A 20,601-nucleotide genomic window follows, 5' to 3' on the forward strand; every position below is an offset into this window, starting at 1 on the left:
ATGGAACTATGAGCACTCCGAGCGAGAACGAGAGCCAGCGCAGCGGCGAGGAACCGGAGACCGACGCGAAGCACGGCGAGCAGAAGCAGGGCGCGGACACCCCGCGGCCCAAGGTCGTGGTCTCCTCGGCCGCCGGGCTCGGCATCGCCGCCGACGACGAGGGTTCCGACCCGTCGGCCATGGTCGAGGAGCCGGCGAAGGTGATGCGGATCGGCACGATGATCAAGCAGCTGCTCGACGAGGTGCGCTCAGCGCCGCTGGACGACGCCGCCCGGGAGCGACTGGCCGAGATCCACGAGCGGTCGCTGCACGAGCTCGAGGACGGGCTGAACGAGGACCTCATCGACGAGCTGCACCGGATCACGCTGCCGTTCACCGACGACCGCTCCCCCTCCGACGCGGAGCTGCGGATCGCCCAGGCACAGCTGGTCGGCTGGCTCGAGGGCCTGTTCCACGGCATCCAGACGGCACTGGTGGCCCAGCAGATGGCTGCCCAGAACCAGCTGGTGCAGATGCGCCGGGCACTGCCGCCGGGGGCCGCCCCGCAGCAGGCCATGCCACCGATGGGGATGCCGGGCCAGCAGGGCGAGCGCGGGGACCACGGCACGGGCCAGTACCTGTAACCGGCCAGCGACCCCGGCGATACCTCCTGCACCAGGGCGATACCGCAGAGCACGACCCCGCGCAGCAAGTATCACCTGAATCGTTTCAGCGGCAGGGGGTGCGGTGTGGGTGGGGGCTGGGCGGGAGGTCGGGTCAGCCCTTCACCGACCCGGCGAGCAGCCCGCGCACGAAGTAGCGCTGCAGCGCGAAGAACACCACCAGCGGCAGCAGGATGGAGATGAACGCGCCCGCGGTGAGCAGGTGCCAGTCCTGTCCGCGGTCCCCGGTCATCGCCGCCAGTGCCGCAGTCAGCGGCTGCACCGTGCGCGACCCGCCGGAGAAGGTCAGCCCGACGAGCAGGTCGTTCCAGACCCAGAGGAACTGGAAGATCGCGTAGCTGGCGATCGCCGGCAGCATCAGCGGCAGCATCACCCTCCCGAACACGGTCACGTGCCCGGCGCCGTCGATGCGGGCCGCCTCGATCAGGTCGCGAGGCACCTCGGACATGAAGTTGTGCAACAGGAAGATCGCCAGCGGCAGACCGAAGATCGTGTGCGCCACCCACAGCGACAGGAACGGGAAGACGTTGGAGATCTCGGTGCCGGAGAAGATCCGCAGGAGCGGGATCAGCGCCATCTGCAGCGGCACGATCTGCAACGTGAACACGCCCACGAACACCCAGTCCCGGCCGCGCCACTCCAGCACGGAGAACGCGTAGGAGGCCATGATCGCCAGCACCAGCGGCGCCACGGTGGCCGGGATCGCGATCACCACAGAGTTCTGGAAGTAGACCGCCAGGTTCGTGGAGGTGGCCCCGGCCAGGATGCGCTCGTAGTTGTCCAGGGTGAACTGCGGGTCGGACAGGATCGTCCACCAGCCGGAGGACTTGATCGCCGACTCCGGGCGCAACGAGGAGATGAACAGCCCGAACGTCGGAACCGTCCACAGCACCGCGATCACCAGCGCCGCCGCGCTGCCGATGCGGTTCGATACCAGGCGCTTGAACGAGCCGGCGCTGGTGCGCGGCGGCGCACTGGCTACCGCCTTCTCGGTCGCAGCGATCGTCTCTGCAGCCATCAGCGCACCGCCCTGTTCTTCGCCATCTGTCGCACGTTGTAGGCCACCAGCGGGATCACCAGCAGGAAGATGACCACGGCCATCGCCGAACCGACCCCGTTGTCGCCGAAGGTGAAGGACCAGTCGTACATCTCGTTCGCCAGCACCTGGGTGTTGAACTCTGCGCCGGTCATCGTCCTGGTGATGTCGAAGATCTTCAGCGTCGCGATCGAGATCGTGGTCAGCACCACCACCAACGAGGGGCGGATGCTCGGCACGGTGATCCGCCAGAACATCTGCCAGCCGTTCACCCCATCCAGCCGGGCCGCTTCGATGATGTCCTCCGGCACCGCCTTGATCGCTGCAGAGAGCACCACCATGGAGAATCCGGCCTGGATCCAGACCAGCACCAGGATGAGGAAGATCGTGTTCATCGGCGCGTCCTGCAGGAACCGCACCGGTTCGAAGCCGAGCCCGGTGATGATCGCGTTCAGCAGCCCGATCTGGTCCTGGGCCGCTCCGCGGTACTCGTAGACGAACTTCCAGATGATGCCGGCGCCCACGAAGGAGATCGCCATCGGCAGGAAGAGCAGCGACTTGGCGACCTTCTCGAGGCGGGACTTGTCGATCAGCACCGCGTAGACCAGCCCGATCCCGGTGGACAGCAGCGGCACCAGCAGCACCCACAGCAGCGTGTTGCGCAGCGCCACCAGCCCGGCCGGGTTCTCCCACAGGTAGGCGTAGTTCTGGATGCCGACGAAGTTCTCGCTGCGCTTGTCCATCACCGACATCCAGAAGGTGCGCAGCGCCGGGTAGATGAGGCCCACGGCGAGCAGCAACAACGCCGGTCCGCCGAAGACGGCGACCATCACCGGGGTGTTGCCCCGGCCCTTGGCCCGGTCAACCAGCCGGGCGACCAGCAGCAGCACGGCCATCAGGGCGACGAACGCCAGGACGGCGAGGACCAGCTGGCCGTTCTTGGAATAGAGGAAGAACCCCATCAGCGCCTCCGGAGTGGTCAGGATCGTGGACGGCAGCGGCCAAGGTCGGGACGCCGTCTCAGCGTCCCGACCTGGCTCCGGCTCAGCTGTCCGGCCAGCTGTTCTCCACGTTGGTGAGCGCCTGCTCGCTGTCCACCTGACCGTCGGTCCACTTGGTCATCTCGGTCCAGAAGCTGCCGGCACCCACAGACGAAGGCATCATGTCCGAGGCGTCGAACCGGGCGACGGCCGAGTCGTCCTGCATCAGCTCGAGGGTGAGTCGCAGCACGTCCGAGGAGGCGTTCGCCGGGTCCACCCCCTGGTTCGGGCTGACCACACCACCGATGGACACCCGGGAGTTCGCCCACTGCGGGGAGGACATGTACTGCATCACGGCCATGGTCGCGTCGTTGTCGTTGAACGCAGCCAGGTAGTCACCGGCGACCAGCAGCGGCTGCTCGTCGGCACTGTCCGCCGGCAGGTAGAAGGCGTAGATATCGCCGTCCGGGCCCACGTCGGTGCCCTCGGGCAGCTGCGCCTCGAAGAACGAGGCCGCCCGGAACATGAAGCAGTTGTCCTCGAGGATCTGCAGACCGGCGTCCGACCATGCGGTGGTCGCGATCGAGCGGGGGTCACCGATGCCGCCGTTGACGTAGTCCGGGTTCTGCAAGATGCTGCCGGCCCGCTCCAGCGCGGAGACGATCTGCGGGTCGTCGAACGGGATCTCGTGGTCCACCCACTGGTCGTAGACGTCCGGTCCCGCCTCGCGCAGCACCATGTCTTCCAGGAAGTCGGTTGCTGGCCAGCCCGTGGCACCACCGGACTCGATGCCGAAGCACCACGGCTTGACGGCGTCGCTGCCGTGGTCGGTGACGATCTGGTCGGTGAGGGTCATCATGTCGTCCCAGGTCTCCGGGATCTCGTAACCGTTCTCCTCGAACGTGCTCGGGGAGTACCAGACGAACGACTTCACCGAGCCCATGATCGGGATGCCGTACTGCTCACCGTCGATGTTGCCGTAGGAGAGCCAGTCCTCGGTGTAGTTGGCGCTGGCCTCCCCCATCACCGCATCGCTGGCAGGCACCAGATAGCCACCCTCGTGCATCCGCTCCAGCAGACCTGGCTGGGGGAAGTCGGCCAGGTCGGGGGCGTTGCCGCCCTCCACCTGCACGAAGATCTGGGACTCGAACTCGTTGGTGCCGTTGTGCTCGATGGTGATGCCGGTGCAGTCCTCGAAGTCCGCCCACGACTCCTCGAGCTGGTCGGCTTCCTGGTCGGAGATGGTGGAGGACATCGTCACGGTCTCGCCGTCGAAGGTGCCGTACTGCTCGTAGTCGGCGCACGCGGCGTCGGTGTCGCCTCCGCCGCCGCCTCCGCTGCCACCACCGCCGAGATCGTCGCCGGCGCACGCGGTCAGCGCGAGAGCGATGGCCACCCCGCCCGCTGCCGCGACGCCGCTGCGTCGCATAGTTGTTGAGATCACTGGGACGTCCTCCTGAGCTGTCGGTGGGTCCAGGCGGTTCGCGTTCGCTCACTCTCCGCCGGGCGAGCGTCAGATGGGTCGCCACTGACGCCAGACCTCTATGCAAGCGCTTACGTTCGCTCTTGGCAAGAGCATCGATGCGCTTCGAGATAACAATCTGGTCACACTTACGACGACGCCGATCCTACTTTTGCGCCGTTGTCGTCAAAAGACCGAGTGCCGAACGCCCGGTTTCGCGGCGCGCGAGCGTGCTCGCGCCGCGAAACCGGGCGTTCGCGAGCAGAGGGGGCGGTCAGGAACGGGGTGGTGGTCCGGTGGTGCCGCGGACGAGCAGCTCGACCGGGTACACCGCCTCCTCGGCCACCGGCCCACCGGTCAGCATCTCCAGCATCAGTGCGGCTGCCGCAGCGCCCTGCTCAGCCGCATCCTGGCCCACAGTGGTCAGGTTCACCAGGTCGGACATGTCGTGCCCGTCGATGCCGATCACGCTCAGGTCCTCCGGCACCCGACGGCCGGCGTCCCTTGCGGCCTGCAGCACCCCGAAGGCCATGTCGTCGGAGATCGCGAACACCGCGGTGACCTCCGGGCGGGTGCGGAGCAGCTCGGCCATCCGCTCCCGGGCGCCGGCACGGGCGTAGTCCCCAGGGATGACCAGCGTGGGGTCGAACGCCACCCCGGCCTCGGCGAGCGCCGCCTCGTACCCGCGCTGGCGCAGCGCCGGCGGGGCCCAGTCCGGCTGGTCCTCACCGGTCGCGGTGACCAGGGCGATCCTGCGGTGCCCCAGACCAAGGAGGTGCGCCATGGCCAGGCGGGCTGCGCCGTCGTCATCGATGGTCACGGTGACCCGCCCCGGCGGACCGGTACCGATGAACACCACCGGCACCCCGAGCCCGTCCAGCACCTCCTGCTCGTCGGTGTCCAGGGGCATACCAACCACGAGCACACCGTCCACGCGGCGGCGCAGCACGAACGGGTCGAGCCGGTTGCGCCCGGCACCGTCGGCACGTTCGAAGGAGTACAGCAGCGCATCGAACCCCTCGGCCCGCAACGCGCGCTCGATCCCTTCGGTCACGCTGCCGTGGAACCAGCGCCGGATCCAGGGAGTGAGCACGCCGATGGTGTGCGTGCGGCCGCTGGCCAGCGAGGATGCCGATGCGCTCGGGGCGTAGCCGAGCCCGCGAGCAGCCTCCAGCACTCGGGCACGGGTCGCCTCGCTCACCCCGGGTAGGTGGCGCAGCGCACGGGAGACGGTCGCCGTGGATACCCCGGCGGCCCGTGCCACGTCGTCGATGGCAGCGTTCACGGCAGGCAGTGTGCCCTACTCGCGGCGGGAGCGCAGGACCGCGTCGAGGACTGGGACGAGGCCCTCGGCCTCCACCGGGCCGGTGTGCCACCGGGCGGCGGCACGGGTGACCTCGTCCGCACCGCCCATCGCCACGCTCACCCCGGCCCAGCCGAGCATCTCGATGTCGTTCTGCCCGTCACCGGCGGCCAGGGTCGCCTCCGGTGGCACGTCCAGACGCTGGCGCACCAGCTCCAGCGCACTGGCCTTGGACACCCCGTCCGGGGCGATGTCCAGCCAGGCGGTCCAGCCGACGGCGTAGCTCACCCCGTGCAGACCAGATCGGTTGACGAGGTCGTGGAAGTCCGCCGAGCCCAGCCCGGGTGCCCGGACGGTCACCCGGACCGCCGGTTCGGCGCACATCTGCTCGAAGTCGATCACCCGCACCGCACCGCTGAGCTCGCCAGCCGGGAACTCGCTGGTGACCGCGTAGCCGCGGCCCAGGTCCTCCACGGCGAAGATGCCCTCCGGCAGGTGCTCCCGCAGCAGCCGCAACGTGGGTCCGGGGTCGAAGGTGACGATGTCGGTGAACTCGTACCCGCCCTCGATGGTCGGGTCCAGCCGGGCGACCACAGCCCCGTTGGAGCAGACCGCCCAGCCGCTGTCCAGGCCGAGCTCGGCGAGCACCGGGAGGCAGGCGTGCGTGGACCGCCCGGTGGAGAGCACCACGTGCGTGCCGGTGGCGGCCACCTCCTGCACCGCCGTGCGCACCGCCTCGGACATGGTGCCGTCGTGGTGCAGGATCGTGCCGTCGATGTCCAGGGCCACCAGGGAAGTGGGACCCGCGGTGATGTCTGTGAGCGCGACCGGCTCGAAGCTGATGCTCATGGGCGCACCGGTTCCAGGGTCTCCAGCCCGCCGAGATAGCCGCGCAGCCCTTCGGGTACGTGCACCGACCCGTCGGCGAGCTGGTGGTTCTCCAGGATCGCGACGATCCACCGGGTGGTGGCCAGGGTGCCGTTCAGCGTGGCGACGGGCCGGTTCCCGGCCTCGGTGCGCTCCCGGATGCCCAGCCGGCGTGCCTGGAAGGTGGTGCAGTTGGAGGTGGAGGTGAGCTCCAGGTAGCGCTCCTGGGTGGGGAGCCAGGCCTCGCAGTCGAACTTGCGGGCGGCGCTGGTGCCGAGGTCACCGGCAGCGGTGTCGATCACCCGGTAGGGCAGGTCGACCAGGGCGAGCATCGCCTCCTCCCAGCCCAGCAGCCGCTCGTGCTCGGCGGTGGCGTCCTCGGGGCGCACGTAGGAGAACATCTCCACCTTGTGGAACTGGTGCACCCGGATGATGCCGCGGGTGTCCTTGCCGTAGGAGCCGGCCTCGCGCCGGTAGCAGGCGGACCAGCCGGCGTACCGCTTCGGGCCGTCGGACAGGTCGAGGATCTCCTTGGCGTGGTAGCCGGCCAGGGCCACCTCGCTGGTGCCCACCAGGTACAGGTCGTCAGTGGGCAGGTGGTAGACCTCTTCGGCGTGCTCGCCGAGGAAGCCGGTGCCGGCCATGATCTCCGGCTTCACCAGGGTGGGGGTGATCACCGGGGTGAAGCCGGCGGCGAGCGCCTTGTCCATCGCCGCGTTCAGCAGGGCGAGCTCGAGGCGTGCGCCGATGCCGGTGAGGTAGTAGAACCGGGCACCGGAGACCTTGGCACCGCGGTCGGTGTCGATGGCGCCCAGCCGCTGGCCCAGGTCCAGGTGGTCGGCCGGGGTGAACCCCTCAGCGGTGAAGTCCCGGGGGGTGCCCACCGTGCGCAGCACCACGTAGTCGTCCTCCCCGCCGGCGGGTACACCGTCGAGCACGAGGTTGGGCAGCTGGGTCAGCAGTCGGTCCAGCTCGGCCTGCGCCTCGTTCGCGTCCGCCTCAGCGGCCTTCACCTGCTCGGCCAGGGCCTTGGCGTGGGCGAGCACCGCCGGGCGCTCTTCCGGGGAGGCCTTGCCCACCGACTTGGAGACCTGCTTCTGCTCGGCGCGCTGGTTCTCGAACGCGCTGAGCAGGGCGCGGCGCTGCTCGTCGGCGGCCAGCACCTGGTCCACCAGCTCGGGGTCGGCGCCGCGGGCACGCTGGCTCGCGCGGGCGACGTCGGGGTCCTCACGCAGGCTCTTCAGATCAATCACACCTCCGAGGGTATCTGGGTGCTCGCCCCACCGGGTCACCGCCCTTGTCCGCTGCACTGAGGTCCTCTTGGGGCACGGAGGCAGAAAAAGAGCACCTCGGTGTCCCATCGATGCCTCAGACGACCGGGCAGCGGCACAGGCGGCGGGGCTGGGGTGGCGGCGGGGCGGGGCTGGTGGGTGGTGCGGGAGAGGTGGCCGGCCGCTACCTTTGCGCCATGACGTGGGAGCAGGCGGTGAGCGTGCTGGCGCTGGTGGTCGCACTGGCAGCGCTGGTGGTGGGGATCGTGATCCTGGGCAAGATTCGCGCACGCGGGGCGCGGGTGTCGCCGCTGACCGCCCGGGAGGAGGATGCGGGCGAGCTGCCCGACCCGGCCGGCCCGGCAGCGTTCGTGGTGAACCCGGTCAAGGTCGCCGACGGTGCGGCGCTGCGCCGCCGGGCTGCGGAGATCGCCGCCGACCTCGGCCTGCCCGCGCCGCTGTGGTTCGAGACCACCGCGGAGGACCCAGGGGCCGGGCAGACGCAGGCAGCCCTCGAGGCCGGGGCGTCGGTGGTCGTGGCCGCCGGCGGCGACGGCACCGTGCGCACTGTGGCCGAGGTGCTCGCCGGCACCCGGGTGCCGATGGCGCTGCTGCCGCTGGGCACCGGGAACCTGCTCGCCCGGAACCTGGACCTACCGCTGGAGAGCACCGAGCTGCTCATCCACACCGCCCTCGGCGGCACCGACCACCCGATCGACCTCGGCTGGTTGCAGGTCGCCACGACCCCGGTCGACGACGGCGGGGCCGCTGGTCCTGCTGAGGCCGCCGACCCTGCACCCGCACCTGCGGAGCACCTGTTCCTGGTGATGGCCGGCATCGGGTTCGATGCGCAGATGGTGGCCGGCGCCGACGACGAGCTGAAGGCACGGATGGGCTGGTTCGCCTACTTCCTCGCCGGCGCCCGGCACCTGCACGGCCGCAAGACCCGGCTGAAGATGCGGGTCGGCGAAGGGGAGGTGCGGCCGCTGAAGGTGCGCAGCCTGCTGTTCGCCAACTGCGGGCGGCTACCCGGTGGGATCGTGCTGCTGCCGGATGCCGAGCTGGACGACGGCTGGCTGGACGTGGCAGCGCTGGACACCCGCGGTGGGCTGGTGGGATGGGCGTCGTTGTTCGGCAAGGTGGTGCTGCAAGGTCTGGGTTTCCGCCGCCAGCTGCCCGCCCCGAGCTCGATCGAGTTCTGGCGCGGCCGGGAGGTGCACGTGAGCTGCTCCCAGCCGGAGCAGGTGCAGGTGGACGGTGACCTGATCGGCCAGGCGACCCAGCTCACCGCACGGGTCCAGCACAGCGGGCTGCGGGTACGTACCCGGTAGCGTGACGCGGTCCTCGGTCGTCCTGTCACCGAACACCACCGGGTAGCACACTGCTTCTCCACGACCGGCCCCATACGCTGGTGCAGATGCCAGCGTCCCCGATCTCCCGCCCCCGCGCGCCCTTCGTGCTCCCGGCCGCGACCGTGGCTGTGCTCACCCTGCTGCTCGTGCTGCTGAGCACGACCGCCGGGGAGGCTGCACCAGCCACCGGCCGATCCGCCACCACCGGTGGGCCAGCACCGGCCGAACGTGCGGTCGGCACCGACCCCGGTGCCCCGCTGGTGGTCATCGGTGTGTCCGGGCTGTCCTGGTCCGACCTGGGCGAGGACACCCCGGCGTTGGCGTCCCTGGCCGACGACGCGATCGGTTCTCTGGTGGTGCGCAGCGCGCACCCGGTCACCTGCCCGGTCGACGGCTGGCTGGCACTGTCCAGCGGCAGCCGCGCAGCCGGCGAGCGGGGGGACTGCCGGGACGTGGCCGAACCGGTCTCCGGAGCACTCCCGGACTGGGACGACCTCAGCAGCGAGGTGTCCGACCAGAGCTATGACGCCCGTCTGGGCCTGCTCAGCTCCGTGCTGGACACGGGGCAGGTGTCCGCGACCGCGATCGGTCCGGGCGCTGCTGTTGCCCTGGCCGACTCCCAGGGCAACGTCTCCGACTACCACCCGCTGGCCCAGCGGCAGCTAGCCGAGCAGATCGGGCAGGCCGCGGGCGAGAACGACCTGCTGGTGGTCGATGCCGGTCGGATCGTGGATCCGGAGACGGTGCCGGAGGCCGAGGACGCCGATGACGTGACCCTCCCCGAGGCGCTGCCGAGGGCCGACCAGGTGCGTCTGGTGGACGACCGGCTCGCCGCGATCCTCGACGGGCTGCAGGCGGCAGGTCCCGAGGGGGACCTGCCCACGGTGATCCTGGCCGGGCTGGCCGACTCCGGTGAGTCTGGGCTGCGCGTGCTGGCGATCACCGGCCCGAACACCCCGGCCGGGCTGCTCAGCTCCAGCTCCACCCGGCAACCGGGCTATGTGATGGCCACCGACCTGTTCACCACGGTGGTGGAGCACTTCGACCTCTCCGACGGTGTTCCCCCCGGGGCGACGATGGGCGCACCCGTCCGGGTCCAGCCCGGTCCTGCCGATGACGGCGCAGCTCGCCTGGAGCAGGTCGTCGACGCCGACCTGCACGCTCAAGCAGTCAGCCCCATCGTGCCGGTCTACTTCTTGTTGCTGGTGCTGGTGAACCTGGCGCTGTTCGCGACGGTCACCCTGGTGCTGAAGCGTTCTACCGCCAACCGGATCGGCGCGGCGCTCTCCCGCCGCTTCGGCAAGCGGCGCGGTGTGGAGTGGCTGCGGCAGCGGTTGAACCGGGCGGTGCCGGCGTTGCGCACGCTGCGCACGGTGGCACTGGGCATCGGTGCGTTGCCGATCTCCTCGTTCCTGGCGAACCTGCTGCCGTGGTGGCGGGTACATCCACCGGTGCTCTCCCTGGCGGTGCTGATCCTGGCGGTAGATGCGCTGATCGTGGCGATCGCGCTGCTCGGCCCGTGGCGCCGGCACACGTTCGGGCCGGCGGCATTCGTCGCTGGTGTGACCGCCGTGGTGCTGGCGGTGGACGTGGTCACCGGTGCGACGATGCAGGTCTCCGCGGTGATGGGCATCTCGGCGCTCGTCGGTGCCCGGTTCTACGGGATGAACAACACCTCGTTCGCACTGTTCACGGTCGCCACGCTGATGGTCACCATCGTCGCCACGAACCCGCTGGTCCTGGCCGGTCGCCGCAGGCTCGCCGCTGCTGTGGTGCTCGGGACCGGTGTGGTGGTCTCCGCGATCGACGGCGCCCCAGGACTCGGCGCGGACTTCGGCGGACCACCGGCGCTGTTGGCCGCTTTCGGTGTGATGGCCTTGCTCGCGCTCGGTGTGCGGCTGACCTGGCTGCGGGTGCTGGCAGTGGTGGTGGCAGCCGGTCTCGCATCGGTGGCGCTTGCCTTCGTAGACTGGTTGCGTCCCCCGGACGACCGCACCCACCTGGGCCGGTTCTTCCAGACCGTCCTGGACGGCGGGCTGTGGGAGGTGATCTGGCGCAAGCTGGACCAGAACATCTCCATCGTGTTCGGCAACCGGCCGCTGACCATCCTGGCGATCTGCGGGGTGCTCACCGTGGTGTACGTCCTCGCCCGCCCGATCCGTGCTGCTCTGACCTCACCGGGCGGCGGGGAGTTCGCCTGGTTGTCGGCAGGCAACCCGATCTCGCTGATGGGCCGGGACGCCCCGATGCTCAAACCTGGTCTGGTGGCGATCGCGGTGGCGCTCGGCGTGGGCATGGCGATCAACGACTCCGGTATCGCGATCGCCGCGATCGGTGTCTCCCTCGGGGTGCCGTTGCTGATCGCAGCCACCACCACCTGGATGCTCCACCTGCGCGAGCTGCCGGCGGAAGCGGTTCACCACCCAGCACGAGACGCCGGCCACCCAGCACGGGACTGAGCACCTGGCGCCGGTCGGGCGCGATCAGTCCGACCCGGAGCCAGCCGAGTCCCGGTCGGACCGGGGTGGGGCCTGCGAGTCCCCGGGCGGGGCCTGCTCACCACCCGGGGCGGCCTGCTGGCCACCGGGACGGGCCTGTTCCGGGCGAGCGACGCCGTCCGGCGACCCGGGTGAGCCCCCTCCTGGGTGCGGGGACGACCCCGGCGGGGCGGCGCCGTCGTCAGCGACCTCCACGTCCCGAGCGATCTTGTGCTTGTAGTGGCGGAACCGGCGGGCGGCCACAGCCATCATCACGTCCCGGTACTGGGCGGCGCGGTGCAGCTGACCGGCGATGTCGCTGCCGCTGGCCCGGTGGCTCAGGTCGCACGGGACCTCCACCACGGCGAACCCCTGCTGCAGCACGTCCATGGTCATCCCGGTCTCCACGCCCCAGCCGTGCGCGAGCGGGGTGGCGGCGTCGAAGGCGGCACGGGTCATGCACCGTTGCCCGGACAACGGCTGGGTCGGCGCCCACCCGGTGGCGCGGTGGATCGACCGGCGGGCCAGGCCGGTGACCAGGCCGCGGCCGCCGGCACCGGACTGCTTGGGCAGCACCGCGATGGACAGGTCCGCCTTGCCGTAGAGCACCGGCGGCACCAGCGGGGCGGCGTTCACGGCAGTGGCGCCCAGGTCGGCGTCGATGAACAGCAGCAGCCGGTCGGGCAAGTCCTCGGCGTCCCGCATCGCCACCACCGAGGCACCGGTCTCCATCGCAGAGGCCTTGCCCCGGTTCACCGAGTGGCGCACCACCACCGCCCCGGCGCGGCGGGCCAGGTGTTGGGTGTCGTCCTCGCTGCCGTCATCGACCACGAGCACCAGGTCCACGTGCGGGATGGCGCGCACTGCGCGCACGGTCGCGGCGATCCGCTCTTCCTCGTCCTTGGCCGGGATCACCGCGGCGACCCGCATCATGGCCGGGTCATGTCGCGGCACCGGCATCGGCCCGGTGTCGGGCGTGCGACGCCGGATCACGCGCAGCGGGTTCCGCCCTCCGTCGCCCTGCTCCCGGCTCACGACTGCAGCCTATCGTCTCAACGCAGCGTGACCTGCCGGGACACGATGCCGGCGCGGGCGCGTCGTTCGTCGGCGGTCAACGCCTCGGTGACCGCGAGCGCCTCGGCGAGACGTTCCTCGAAGTCCGGGGCAGGTGCCTCCAGCTCTTCGGCCTCCGTGCCCGGTGCGAGCTCCCAGACCGGGATCACCAGCCCGCAGGAGCGGAAGGCGCCGATGAACTTCGAGCCGTCGCCCAGAGCGGAGGTGCCGGCCGCGCGCAGGCGGGCGAGCGCGTCGAGCAGGTTCTCCTCCTCCTCGGTGCGGGCCCAGCGCAGGAACTCCCGGGCGCCCATCCGGCACCAGTACGCGCTGGGCACCGACTCCAGCTTGACCGTGGGCACGATCGCCCCGGAGAACTCCTCCAGCGCCGCGGTCAGCTCCGGGGTGGCCTCGGTTCCCTCCGGGATGACGAAGTCGAAGGAGTCGTGCACGGTGACCTCGAACGCCCGGTCCGTGTTCAGCATGTCCTGCAGCCGTGGTCCCTCGCCGGGCAGGTCCAGGTGGGTGAGGCTGGTGCCGGGCTCGGATTCGAGCATCTGCTCCAGGGCGAAGGCCAGGTCGCGGCTCGGGTCGCCGCTGCTGGTCATGGTCTGCAGGGCAAGGAGGATCACGCCGTCGTCGCGGTGCATCGCCGGGATCATCCCCGGCAGCACTGTGGCGATCACCACGTCCCGGTCGCCGTGCTCGGCGGTGGTGTGCACCTGGGCGGTGGCCGCGGGCACGACCTCGCGCATCGCCACCCAGTCCGCCTCCCCGGGCAGGCCCTCGAAGGAGCGCCGCGGGGCGGGGTTGGCTGCCCGCGCGGCAGCCGCCTTGCGTGCCGCCCGGCGGGCCGCCACCTTCTCGTTGACCGGGCCCTTCTTCTTCCGTCTCGCCATGTCAACCAGCCTATCGACCGCTGAGCAGTTCGCCTGTGCACCTGGCCGCGTCGGCGCGGGTGGGGCGCTCGCCGAGGCGACGGGACGGGACTGGTCGGGGCGGCGGTGACGACCGGTGGAGGGCATCTCGGCAGCCGCGGGCGGTCGTCGGGCCGGTGCTCCGGTCGACTGGTGGCAGCGTTCCGATCGACCGGACCGGCGCGGGGTGGCACGATGGCGCTTATGCACGAGCGCGCAGGGCAGGTGGCCCGCCCCGAGGACCTCATCGACCCAGACGCCGTGGTCGGTGCTTACTACGACCGTTCCCCGGAGCTGGACGACCCGGCCCAGCAGGTAGCCTTCGGCACCTCCGGCCACCGCGGGTCCAGCCTGGACGGCGGCTTCAACGAGGACCACATCGTGGCGATCACCCAGGCGATCGTGGAGTACCGCGCCGCAGCCGGGGTCGACGGCCCGCTGTACATCGGCCGGGACACCCACGCCCTGTCCGAGCCAGCGCAGCGCACTGCCCTGGAGGTGCTCGCCGCCGCCGGGGTGGAGGTGCGGGTGGACGCTCGCAACTCCTGGACGCCCACACCGGCGCTGTCCCACTCGATCCTGCGGCACAACGGGGCGGGCTCCCACGAAGGGGTGCGCACCGAAGGGCCGGGGGTGGCCGACGGGATCGTGGTGACCCCCTCGCACAACCCGCCCCGGGACGGCGGCTTCAAGTACAACCCGCCGCACGGTGGGCCCGCCGGGTCCCGGGCCACTGCGGCGATCGCTGCCCGGGCGAACGAGCTGCTCCGCTCCGGGGTGGACAAGGTCGCCCGGATCCCCTACGAACGTGCCGCCGCGGCGGAGACCGTGCACAAGCACGACTACCTGCTCACCTATGTCGACGACCTGGACAACGTGCTGGACCTGGACGCGATCCGCTCCTCCGGGGTACGCATCGGCGCTGACCCGCTGGGCGGGGCGTCCGTGGAGTACTGGGCGGAGATCGCCGAGCGGCACAACCTGGACCTGACCGTGGTGAACCCGCAGGTGGACCCGCGCTGGTCGTTCATGACGCTGGACTGGGACGGCAAGATCCGGATGGACTGCTCCTCCCCGTCGGCGATGGCCTCGCTGGTGGACCGGATGCGTGGCGAGGGTCCCGCACCGTTCGACATCGCCACCGGGAACGACGCCGACTCCGACCGGCACGGCATCGTCACCCCGGACGGTGGGCTGATGAACCCGAACCACTACCTCGCCGTGGCGATCGGTTACCTGTTCACCCACCGGCCGCGCTGGGCCACCGAGGCCGCGGTCGGCAAGACGCTGGTCTCCTCGGCGCTGATCGACCGGGTCGTGGCGGCGATGGGCCGGCGCCTGGTGGAGGTGCCGGTGGGGTTCAAGTACTTCGTGCCCGGCCTGCTGGACTCCTCGGTGGCCTTCGGTGGGGAGGAGTCGGCCGGGGCTTCTTTCCTGCGCACCGACGGCACGGTGTGGACCACGGACAAGGACGGCATCCTGCTCGCCCTGCTCGGGGCAGAGATCATCGCGGTCACCGGCCGCTCCCCCAGCCAGCTGCACGAGGAGCAGGTGGCCGAGCACGGCCAGAGCTGGTACGCCCGGGTGGACGCCCCGGCCACCCGGGAGCAGAAGGCCGCGCTCGCCAAGCTCGCACCCTCAGACGTGACCGCCACCGAGCTGGCCGGGCAGCCGATCACCGCGGCGCTGGTCGACGCCCCCGGCAACGGGGAGCCGATCGGCGGGCTGAAGGTCACCACTGCTGATGCGTGGTTCGCCGCACGACCCTCGGGCACCGAGGACGTGTACAAGATCTACGCCGAGTCGTTCGTCTCCGCCGACCACCTGGCACGCGTGCAGGCGGCCGCACGCGAGGTGGTCTCCGGGGCGCTCGGCGGCTGAACCCAGGCGGCTCAGACCTCCACGCTCTCCCCGTCCACCAGCGCGAGCAGGCGCCCACCGTGCTCGCTGGCTACCTGCTCCAGGCGCGCCGAGGTGGACCGCATGCCTACATCGCTGAGGAAGGCGTCGTGGATCGGCAGCACCCGGCCGGGCTGGACCTCGGCGACGAAGTCGAGCACCTCGCCGAGCTTCAGCCAGGGTCCGCCGACCGGCGTCGCCAGCACCGGCACCCGGCGGTCCGGCAGGGTGAAGGAGTCACCGGGGTGGTAGAGCGTGCCGTCCACGAGCACACCAACGTTGCTGCCGGAGTCGATGTCCCGGTGCACCGGAGCGTGGCGTCCACCCGTGAACGCGAGCACTGTGGCGCCGAGGGCTGCGGCGTCCCCGGGCTTGACCGTGTCCACCTCCGCTCCGGTGGCGGAGACCACCTCCGAGAGCGCCGCCACCGTCCCGTCCAGCGCGAACAGCACGGCGGCAGGACTGTCGAGGAGGATCTGGCGCACCAGCACGGGGTCCGCATGGTCGGCGTGGGCATGGGTGAGCACCAGCGCATCCACCCCGGTGGTCTCCGGGACCCGAGAGTAGGCACCCGGGTCGATCACCACCCGGGTGCCGCGCACGTCCAGGTCCAGGCAGGCGTGCCCGCGTTTGGTGATCCTCATGTCCGCTGAGCCTAATCCGCTCCGTGCCAGGATGGTGTGCCGTGACCGACGATGCTTCTCTCCTGACCGGTTTCCGGCTGCGCAACCACGAACAGCACCTGCGCGCCTATGGCATCCACGTCTACCGCGAGGGCCACGAGGACCTGGAGCACAGGTTCCGGTCCGACGACCGGGTGAACATCTACTCCGGGTCGAAGACGTTCACCGCGCTGGCCATCGGTATCGCAGCCGACGAGGGGCTGCTGCACGTGGACGAGCCGGTGGTGGGTTTCTTCCCCGACCTCCCGCACGCCGACGGGCTGGAGTCCGTGCACGTGCGGCACCTGCTGCAGATGACCTCAGGCAACCCGGTCACCTGGTTCGAACCGTCCGACCAGGCACCGCAGGACGTGCTGGCCACCTGGCTGGTGACCGAGCCGGTGCTCCCGCCCGGGGAGGCCTTCGAGTACTCGAACGCCGCCACCTATGTGCTCGGCCGGGTGGTGCACGCGGTCTCTGGCAACGACGTGCGCGACTACCTGCTGCCGCGGCTGTTCGACCCGCTGGGCATCGTCAACCCGCAGTGGCTGCGCTGCCCGCTCGGCTTCAGCGAGGCCGCCAAGGGGCTGCACCTGACCACCGGCGAGTTCGCCCGCCTCGGCCGCCTGCTGCTGCAACGCGGACGCTGGTGCGGCACGCAGCTGGTGCCCGCCGAGTACGTGGACGCGATGCACACCGACGTGGTACCCACCGCGCACACCATGGCCGACCCGGAGTCGGCCGCCGGTTACGGCTACCAGGTGTGGCGGTGCACGCAGGCGGGTGCCTGGCGCGCCGACGGCAAGTACGGGCAGTTCTCCGTGGTGCTGCCCGCCCATCGGGCGGTCGTCACCATCACCGCGCACAACGAGGGCGTGGCGAACGACCTGCTCCGCGCGGTCTGGGCGGAGATCCTTCCGCTGCTGCCGGCGGCGGGCTGACCGTTCAGGAGTTCCGCAGCGCGGAGACCAGCTCGTTCTTCCGCATCGTCGACCGGCCTTCGACGCCGATCTCCGCGGCGCGCTTGCGCAGCTGGTCCACGGTCCAGTCCTCGTACGAGCCGGCCTTCCCGCCCTTCTTCCCGACGTTGGAGCGGGACGACTTGGCGGCCTGGTTGGCGATCCGGGCGGACTTCTCCTTGGAGTTGCCCTCCTTGCGCAGGTCTTCGTAGAGCTTCTTGTCCTTGACGCTCGGTCCAGGTGACTTCTTGCCGGGCATGGGGTGCTCCTTCCTGGCGTGCTGCCGCCGGGCAGGGTTCGCGCGGCAGCGAGCCTCCAGCCTCACACCTCCTGCGTGGTCTCGCACCCGCAGCCACAAATCTGCTGGCCGCCACCGCCACCCGCGGTCTACGTTCGCTCCATGACCGAGCTCGACCCGCTCACCGAGGCGACGATCTCCCCCGCGGACGCCTACGCCGCCAACCGGGCGAACTGGGACGACCGTGCCCGGGTGCACGCCGCCAGCCGCGCCTACGACCTCGACGGGCTGGTGTCCGACCCGAGCCGCATCTCGCCGGTGATCGCCGAGGACCTCGAGCTGCTCCGCCCGCACCGGCCGACCGCCGCGGACCCTGACCTCCCGCTGGCCGGTCTGGACGTGTGCCACCTGCAGTGCCACATCGGTACCGACACCCTCTCCCTGGCCCGGCTCGGCGGCCACCTGACCGGCGTGGACCTGTCCCCGCAGTCGCTGGCCATCGCCCGCGACGTGGCCGCCCGCGCGGGGGTGGATATCCGGTACGTGGAGGCGGAGGTGACCGCGGCTGCCCCGGTGGTGGGTGCCACGTTCGACCATGTGCACACCTCGATCGGCACGATCTGCTGGGTCCAGGACCTGTCCGCCTGGGCGCGCACGGTGGCGGACCTGCTACGCCCGGGCGGGACGTTCTTCTTCCGTGACCAGCACCCGATCCTGGCGAGCCTCGATGACACGGTGAGCGACGCCGTCGTGCCGGGGTACCGGTACTTCGCGATGCCGCCCGGCCAGGCCTGGACGTATGCGGACGGGATCACCTACACCGACGGCGACACCGCGCAGATCCGCGCCCGGCGCAACTACGAGTGGCCGCACCCGCTGGCCGAGATCCTGCAGGCGCTGCTGGGCGCCGGGCTGGAGCTGGTGGCCCTCGGCGAGCACGACCGGCTGCCGTGGCAGGCGCTGCCGATGATGGTCGAGGAGGACGGCGGTTACGTGCTGCCCGCGCCCTGGCGGGAGCGGGTGCCCCTGGCGCTGAGTCTGGTGGCGCGCAAGCGCTGAGTCCCAGCGCCGGCGCACCGCCCCGCAAAGTCAAGAGGGATCGGGCACCGGTGCCCGAGTTCTCGTGACCTTGCGGGGTCTGGTGCTCGCTGCTCAGCCGAGCAGCAGCACCAGGTAGGCCACAGTGCCCGTCGCCACCACCACCGCACCGGCCACTACCCACGCCCAGAGCACGGGGCGGCACCAGCAGGTCGCCAGACCGACCACCCAGACTGCCAGCCCGAGGCCGCACCCGACCAGCGCCACCACCGGCGGCTGCCAGTCAGCGCTGTACGGGAGGTCGGTGGCCGGCAGCACCTGCGTGCCGAGCACCTCGCCCGCCGCGAGCAGCACCGCCCAGACCACGGTGGCGCCCATCATCGGGAACAGCAGCGAGCGGGCGAAGATCGCCGACAGCGGTGAGCTCGGTCCGGGCGCCGGGGGCGGGATGGGCTGGCTGGGGTCGGGGTAGGTCCGGCGCACCGACCCCGGTTCGCTGCCCGGCGGAACAGCCATGGGCTCAGTCTCGCAGAGCGCCCCGCCATCGCGAACGCTGTCCTTCGCGGCGAAACCTGGCCGTTCGGCCGAGAAACCGGGCGTTCGCGAGATCTCGGCCGGTGGTCAGTGCTCGTCCGGCTTGGCGCGGAGCAGGTCGGCGACCTCTTCCTCCGGCCGGGGCGGGACGGTCTCGTCCTCCTCGAGCATGGGCACCTCGTCCCGGTGCGCTGCGGGCTCGGCTGGTGACGACATCGTGACCTCCTCACTCAGGTGCTGGCACCCTAGCGCGCCAGCCGCCAGGCTGCGCACGAACGCAACGGCCGAGCCGGCCCGGGCGAACGGTCACCCGGGCCGGCCGGCCTCCTGGTGCTGCGGGAGTGCTCGGTGCCTGGTCACTCGCCGATCGAGACCGTGGAGAAGTACGGCCGGTTGGTGGGCGGCAGCTCGAGACCCTGGACCTGGGAGCCGTAGGCCACGTTGTTCATCAGGTCGGCCGGGAAGATACCAGGTGCCTCCTCCCAGAGGATCTCGTTCGCCTGCCCGTACAGCTCGAGCCGTTCGTCCGGGTCGAGCGAGTTCCGTGCCTGACCGAGCAGGTCGTCCACCTCCTCGTTGCAGTAGCCGAGCCGGTCCGCCTCGCAGGTGTACAGACGGTTCAGCGTGAAGTCCGCATCGCCGGTCGCGGTCGCGTTCGTCTGCAGGTTCAGGTCCCAGTTCATCGACCCAAAGTCCTCCAGCCAGGCGGCCCGCTCCTTCTCCAGCGGCTCGACCTCGATGCCCACCTCAGCCCAGGCCGAGATGAGCGCCTGACCGAGCGAGCGGATGTTCGGACCACCCTCGCGCGGCCACTGCATCGACGTCTGGAACCCGTCGGCGTAGCCCGCCTCTTCGAGCAGCTCGCGGGCCCGGTCTGGGTCGTACTCGTAGGCGCCGTTGTCGGTAGCGCCGAACGCAGCCTGCGGGATGGGCGCGGTCGCGGGAACAGCGCCGTCACCGTAGAGGTCAGAGACGATGCCCTCGATGTCGACGGCGTGCCACATCGCCTGACGCACCCGCACGTCGTCGAACGGCTCCTCGTTGTTGTTGAACCAGATGAAGTAGTAGAGGTAGCCGGGGTCCCGGATGAACTCCACACCGTCCTGCCCCTCGATGCCAGACACCTGGTCCGGCGGGATGGAGGAGACGACGTCCACCTCACCGGTCTCCAGTGCGGTGATCCGCCCGGCGACCTCCGGCATGTTGACCATCTCGAGGGTGTCCAGCGTGGCCGGGTCACCCCAGTAGTCCTCGTTCTTCGAATAGGTCACGTGGTCGTCTGCGACGTAGTCCTCGACGACGAACGGGCCGGTGCCGATGGGTGCCGACCAGTAGGCGTCGTCGTCCATCTCGTCGGCCTGGCCGATGAACACCAGGGACATCGAGGCCAGCAGGGTGCCGAGCGGTTCGCTGGTGACGATGGAGAACGTGTGGTCGTCGTCGGCACGCGTCTCGGTGACCTGGTCGAACAGCGGAGCGAGCGCCTTGTCCAGCTCGATCAGCCGGTCCAGCGAAGCCTTGACGTCCTCGGCGGTGAACGGGGAGCCGTCGCTGAACGTGACGTCCTCGCGCAGGTCGAAGGTCAGCGTCAGCTCGTCGTCGGAGTACTCCCACGACTCCGCCAGCAGCGGCGCTGCTTCCCCGTCGTTGTAGGTGACCAGGGTCTCCAGGGTCTGCTGGGCAGCGACCTGCGTGCCTTCCTCGGCCGGGAAGCTGTGCGGGTCCAGGGAGACCGGGAAGAAGGCCGGGACGTAGGTGAGCTCCTGTGGGACGCCTTCGCCGTCGCCGCCACCCTGGCTGGTGGTGGTGCACCCGGTCACGGCAAGGGCGGCTGCCATCATCGCAGCAGCCACTCCTCCGTGTCTTCTGGTGAGTCTCATGATCATCTCCT

General features: G+C 70.6%; 19 protein-coding genes. 6 read left to right on the forward strand and 13 right to left on the reverse strand.

Going from position 1 to position 20,601, the window contains the following annotated elements; genetic code table 11:
- Positions 1-8: 8 nt before the first annotated feature.
- On the forward strand, positions 9-623 hold the full coding sequence (locus tag K338_RS0114515) for a bacterial proteasome activator family protein (RefSeq protein WP_022918890.1): 615 nt from the start codon (positions 9-11) through the stop codon (positions 621-623).
- Positions 624-756: 133 nt separating this feature from the next.
- Here K338_RS0114515 and K338_RS0114520 read toward each other — a convergent pair whose 3' ends face one another.
- From K338_RS0114520 to serS, 6 genes are all read right to left on the reverse strand, one after another.
- A complete protein-coding gene (locus tag K338_RS0114520; protein WP_022918891.1) occupies positions 757-1,680 on the reverse strand; it encodes a carbohydrate ABC transporter permease in 924 nt (307 codons plus the stop codon).
- The gene (locus tag K338_RS0114525; protein WP_022918892.1) at positions 1,680-2,660 is read right to left on the reverse strand and encodes a carbohydrate ABC transporter permease; all 981 of its coding nucleotides are present in this window, start codon (positions 2,658-2,660) and stop codon (positions 1,680-1,682) included. Before K338_RS0114525 ends, K338_RS0114520 begins: the two co-directional genes overlap by 1 nt.
- 82 nt (positions 2,661-2,742) lie before the next feature.
- A complete protein-coding gene (locus K338_RS0114530) occupies positions 2,743-4,122 on the reverse strand; it encodes an ABC transporter substrate-binding protein (RefSeq protein WP_245542974.1) in 1,380 nt (459 codons plus the stop codon).
- 292 nt (positions 4,123-4,414) lie between these two features.
- Positions 4,415-5,425 (reverse strand): LacI family DNA-binding transcriptional regulator, encoded by a 1,011-nt coding sequence (locus tag K338_RS0114535; RefSeq protein ID WP_022918894.1) that lies wholly within the window; start codon positions 5,423-5,425, stop codon positions 4,415-4,417.
- Between the two features lie 15 nt (positions 5,426-5,440).
- Complete coding sequence (locus K338_RS22950) at positions 5,441-6,292, reverse strand: HAD family hydrolase (protein WP_022918895.1); 852 nt, start codon at positions 6,290-6,292, stop codon at positions 5,441-5,443.
- Entirely contained in the window at positions 6,289-7,563 is a 1,275-nt protein-coding gene (serS, locus tag K338_RS0114545; protein ID WP_027286865.1) for a serine--tRNA ligase, read from the reverse strand. Before serS ends, K338_RS22950 begins: the two co-directional genes overlap by 4 nt.
- Positions 7,564-7,778: 215 nt before the next feature.
- Here serS and K338_RS0114550 point away from each other — a divergent pair, with 215 nt between their 5' ends.
- Complete coding sequence (locus tag K338_RS0114550) at positions 7,779-8,912, forward strand: diacylglycerol/lipid kinase family protein (protein WP_022918897.1); 1,134 nt, start codon at positions 7,779-7,781, stop codon at positions 8,910-8,912.
- 86 nt (positions 8,913-8,998) lie between these two features.
- Positions 8,999-11,392 (forward strand): hypothetical protein, encoded by a 2,394-nt coding sequence (locus K338_RS0114555; RefSeq protein WP_022918898.1) that lies wholly within the window; start codon positions 8,999-9,001, stop codon positions 11,390-11,392.
- Between the two features lie 24 nt (positions 11,393-11,416).
- Here the strand turns inward: K338_RS0114555 and K338_RS22955 are convergent, their stop codons facing one another.
- Both K338_RS22955 and K338_RS0114565 read right to left on the reverse strand, forming a co-directional pair.
- Positions 11,417-12,445 (reverse strand): glycosyltransferase family 2 protein, encoded by a 1,029-nt coding sequence (locus K338_RS22955; RefSeq protein WP_022918899.1) that lies wholly within the window; start codon positions 12,443-12,445, stop codon positions 11,417-11,419.
- Positions 12,446-12,462: 17 nt separating this feature from the next.
- Complete coding sequence (locus K338_RS0114565; RefSeq protein WP_022918900.1) at positions 12,463-13,362, reverse strand: DUF5926 family protein; 900 nt, start codon at positions 13,360-13,362, stop codon at positions 12,463-12,465.
- A 222-nt stretch (positions 13,363-13,584) separates the two neighbouring features.
- On the opposite strand from K338_RS0114565, the gene pgm reads away from it, so the two are divergent.
- Positions 13,585-15,261 (forward strand): phosphoglucomutase (alpha-D-glucose-1,6-bisphosphate-dependent), encoded by a 1,677-nt coding sequence (pgm, locus tag K338_RS0114570; RefSeq protein ID WP_022918901.1) that lies wholly within the window; start codon positions 13,585-13,587, stop codon positions 15,259-15,261.
- 11 nt (positions 15,262-15,272) lie between these two features.
- Here the strand turns inward: pgm and K338_RS0114575 are convergent, their stop codons facing one another.
- Positions 15,273-15,923 carry an MBL fold metallo-hydrolase gene (locus K338_RS0114575; RefSeq protein WP_022918902.1) on the reverse strand — a complete coding sequence of 217 codons (651 nt, stop codon included), beginning with the start codon at positions 15,921-15,923 and terminating at the stop codon, positions 15,273-15,275.
- Positions 15,924-15,964: 41 nt separating this feature from the next.
- On the opposite strand from K338_RS0114575, the gene K338_RS0114580 reads away from it, so the two are divergent.
- A complete protein-coding gene (locus K338_RS0114580; RefSeq protein ID WP_245542975.1) occupies positions 15,965-16,882 on the forward strand; it encodes a serine hydrolase domain-containing protein in 918 nt (305 codons plus the stop codon).
- Positions 16,883-16,886: 4 nt separating this feature from the next.
- On the opposite strand, the gene K338_RS0114585 is transcribed toward K338_RS0114580, so the two are convergent.
- A complete protein-coding gene (locus tag K338_RS0114585; protein WP_022918904.1) occupies positions 16,887-17,159 on the reverse strand; it encodes a DUF7218 family protein in 273 nt (90 codons plus the stop codon).
- A 141-nt stretch (positions 17,160-17,300) separates the two neighbouring features.
- On the opposite strand from K338_RS0114585, the gene K338_RS0114590 reads away from it, so the two are divergent.
- Complete coding sequence (locus K338_RS0114590) at positions 17,301-18,197, forward strand: class I SAM-dependent methyltransferase (protein WP_022918905.1); 897 nt, start codon at positions 17,301-17,303, stop codon at positions 18,195-18,197.
- A gap of 93 nt (positions 18,198-18,290) precedes the next feature.
- On the opposite strand, the gene K338_RS0114595 is transcribed toward K338_RS0114590, so the two are convergent.
- The 3 genes from K338_RS0114595 to K338_RS22960 form a co-directional block, all read right to left on the reverse strand.
- Positions 18,291-18,692, reverse strand: a complete 402-nt coding sequence (locus K338_RS0114595; RefSeq protein ID WP_022918906.1) for a hypothetical protein — start codon at positions 18,690-18,692, stop codon at positions 18,291-18,293.
- A 105-nt stretch (positions 18,693-18,797) separates the two neighbouring features.
- The gene (locus tag K338_RS26455) at positions 18,798-18,926 is read right to left on the reverse strand and encodes a hypothetical protein (RefSeq protein WP_022918907.1); all 129 of its coding nucleotides are present in this window, start codon (positions 18,924-18,926) and stop codon (positions 18,798-18,800) included.
- Positions 18,927-19,066: 140 nt separating this feature from the next.
- The gene (locus K338_RS22960; RefSeq protein WP_157612492.1) at positions 19,067-20,590 is read right to left on the reverse strand and encodes an ABC transporter substrate-binding protein; all 1,524 of its coding nucleotides are present in this window, start codon (positions 20,588-20,590) and stop codon (positions 19,067-19,069) included.
- Positions 20,591-20,601 lie beyond the last annotated feature (11 nt).

The sequence above is a fragment of the Ruania albidiflava DSM 18029 genome, from assembly GCF_000421225.1.
GTDB lineage: Bacteria > Actinomycetota > Actinomycetes > Actinomycetales > Beutenbergiaceae > Ruania > Ruania albidiflava.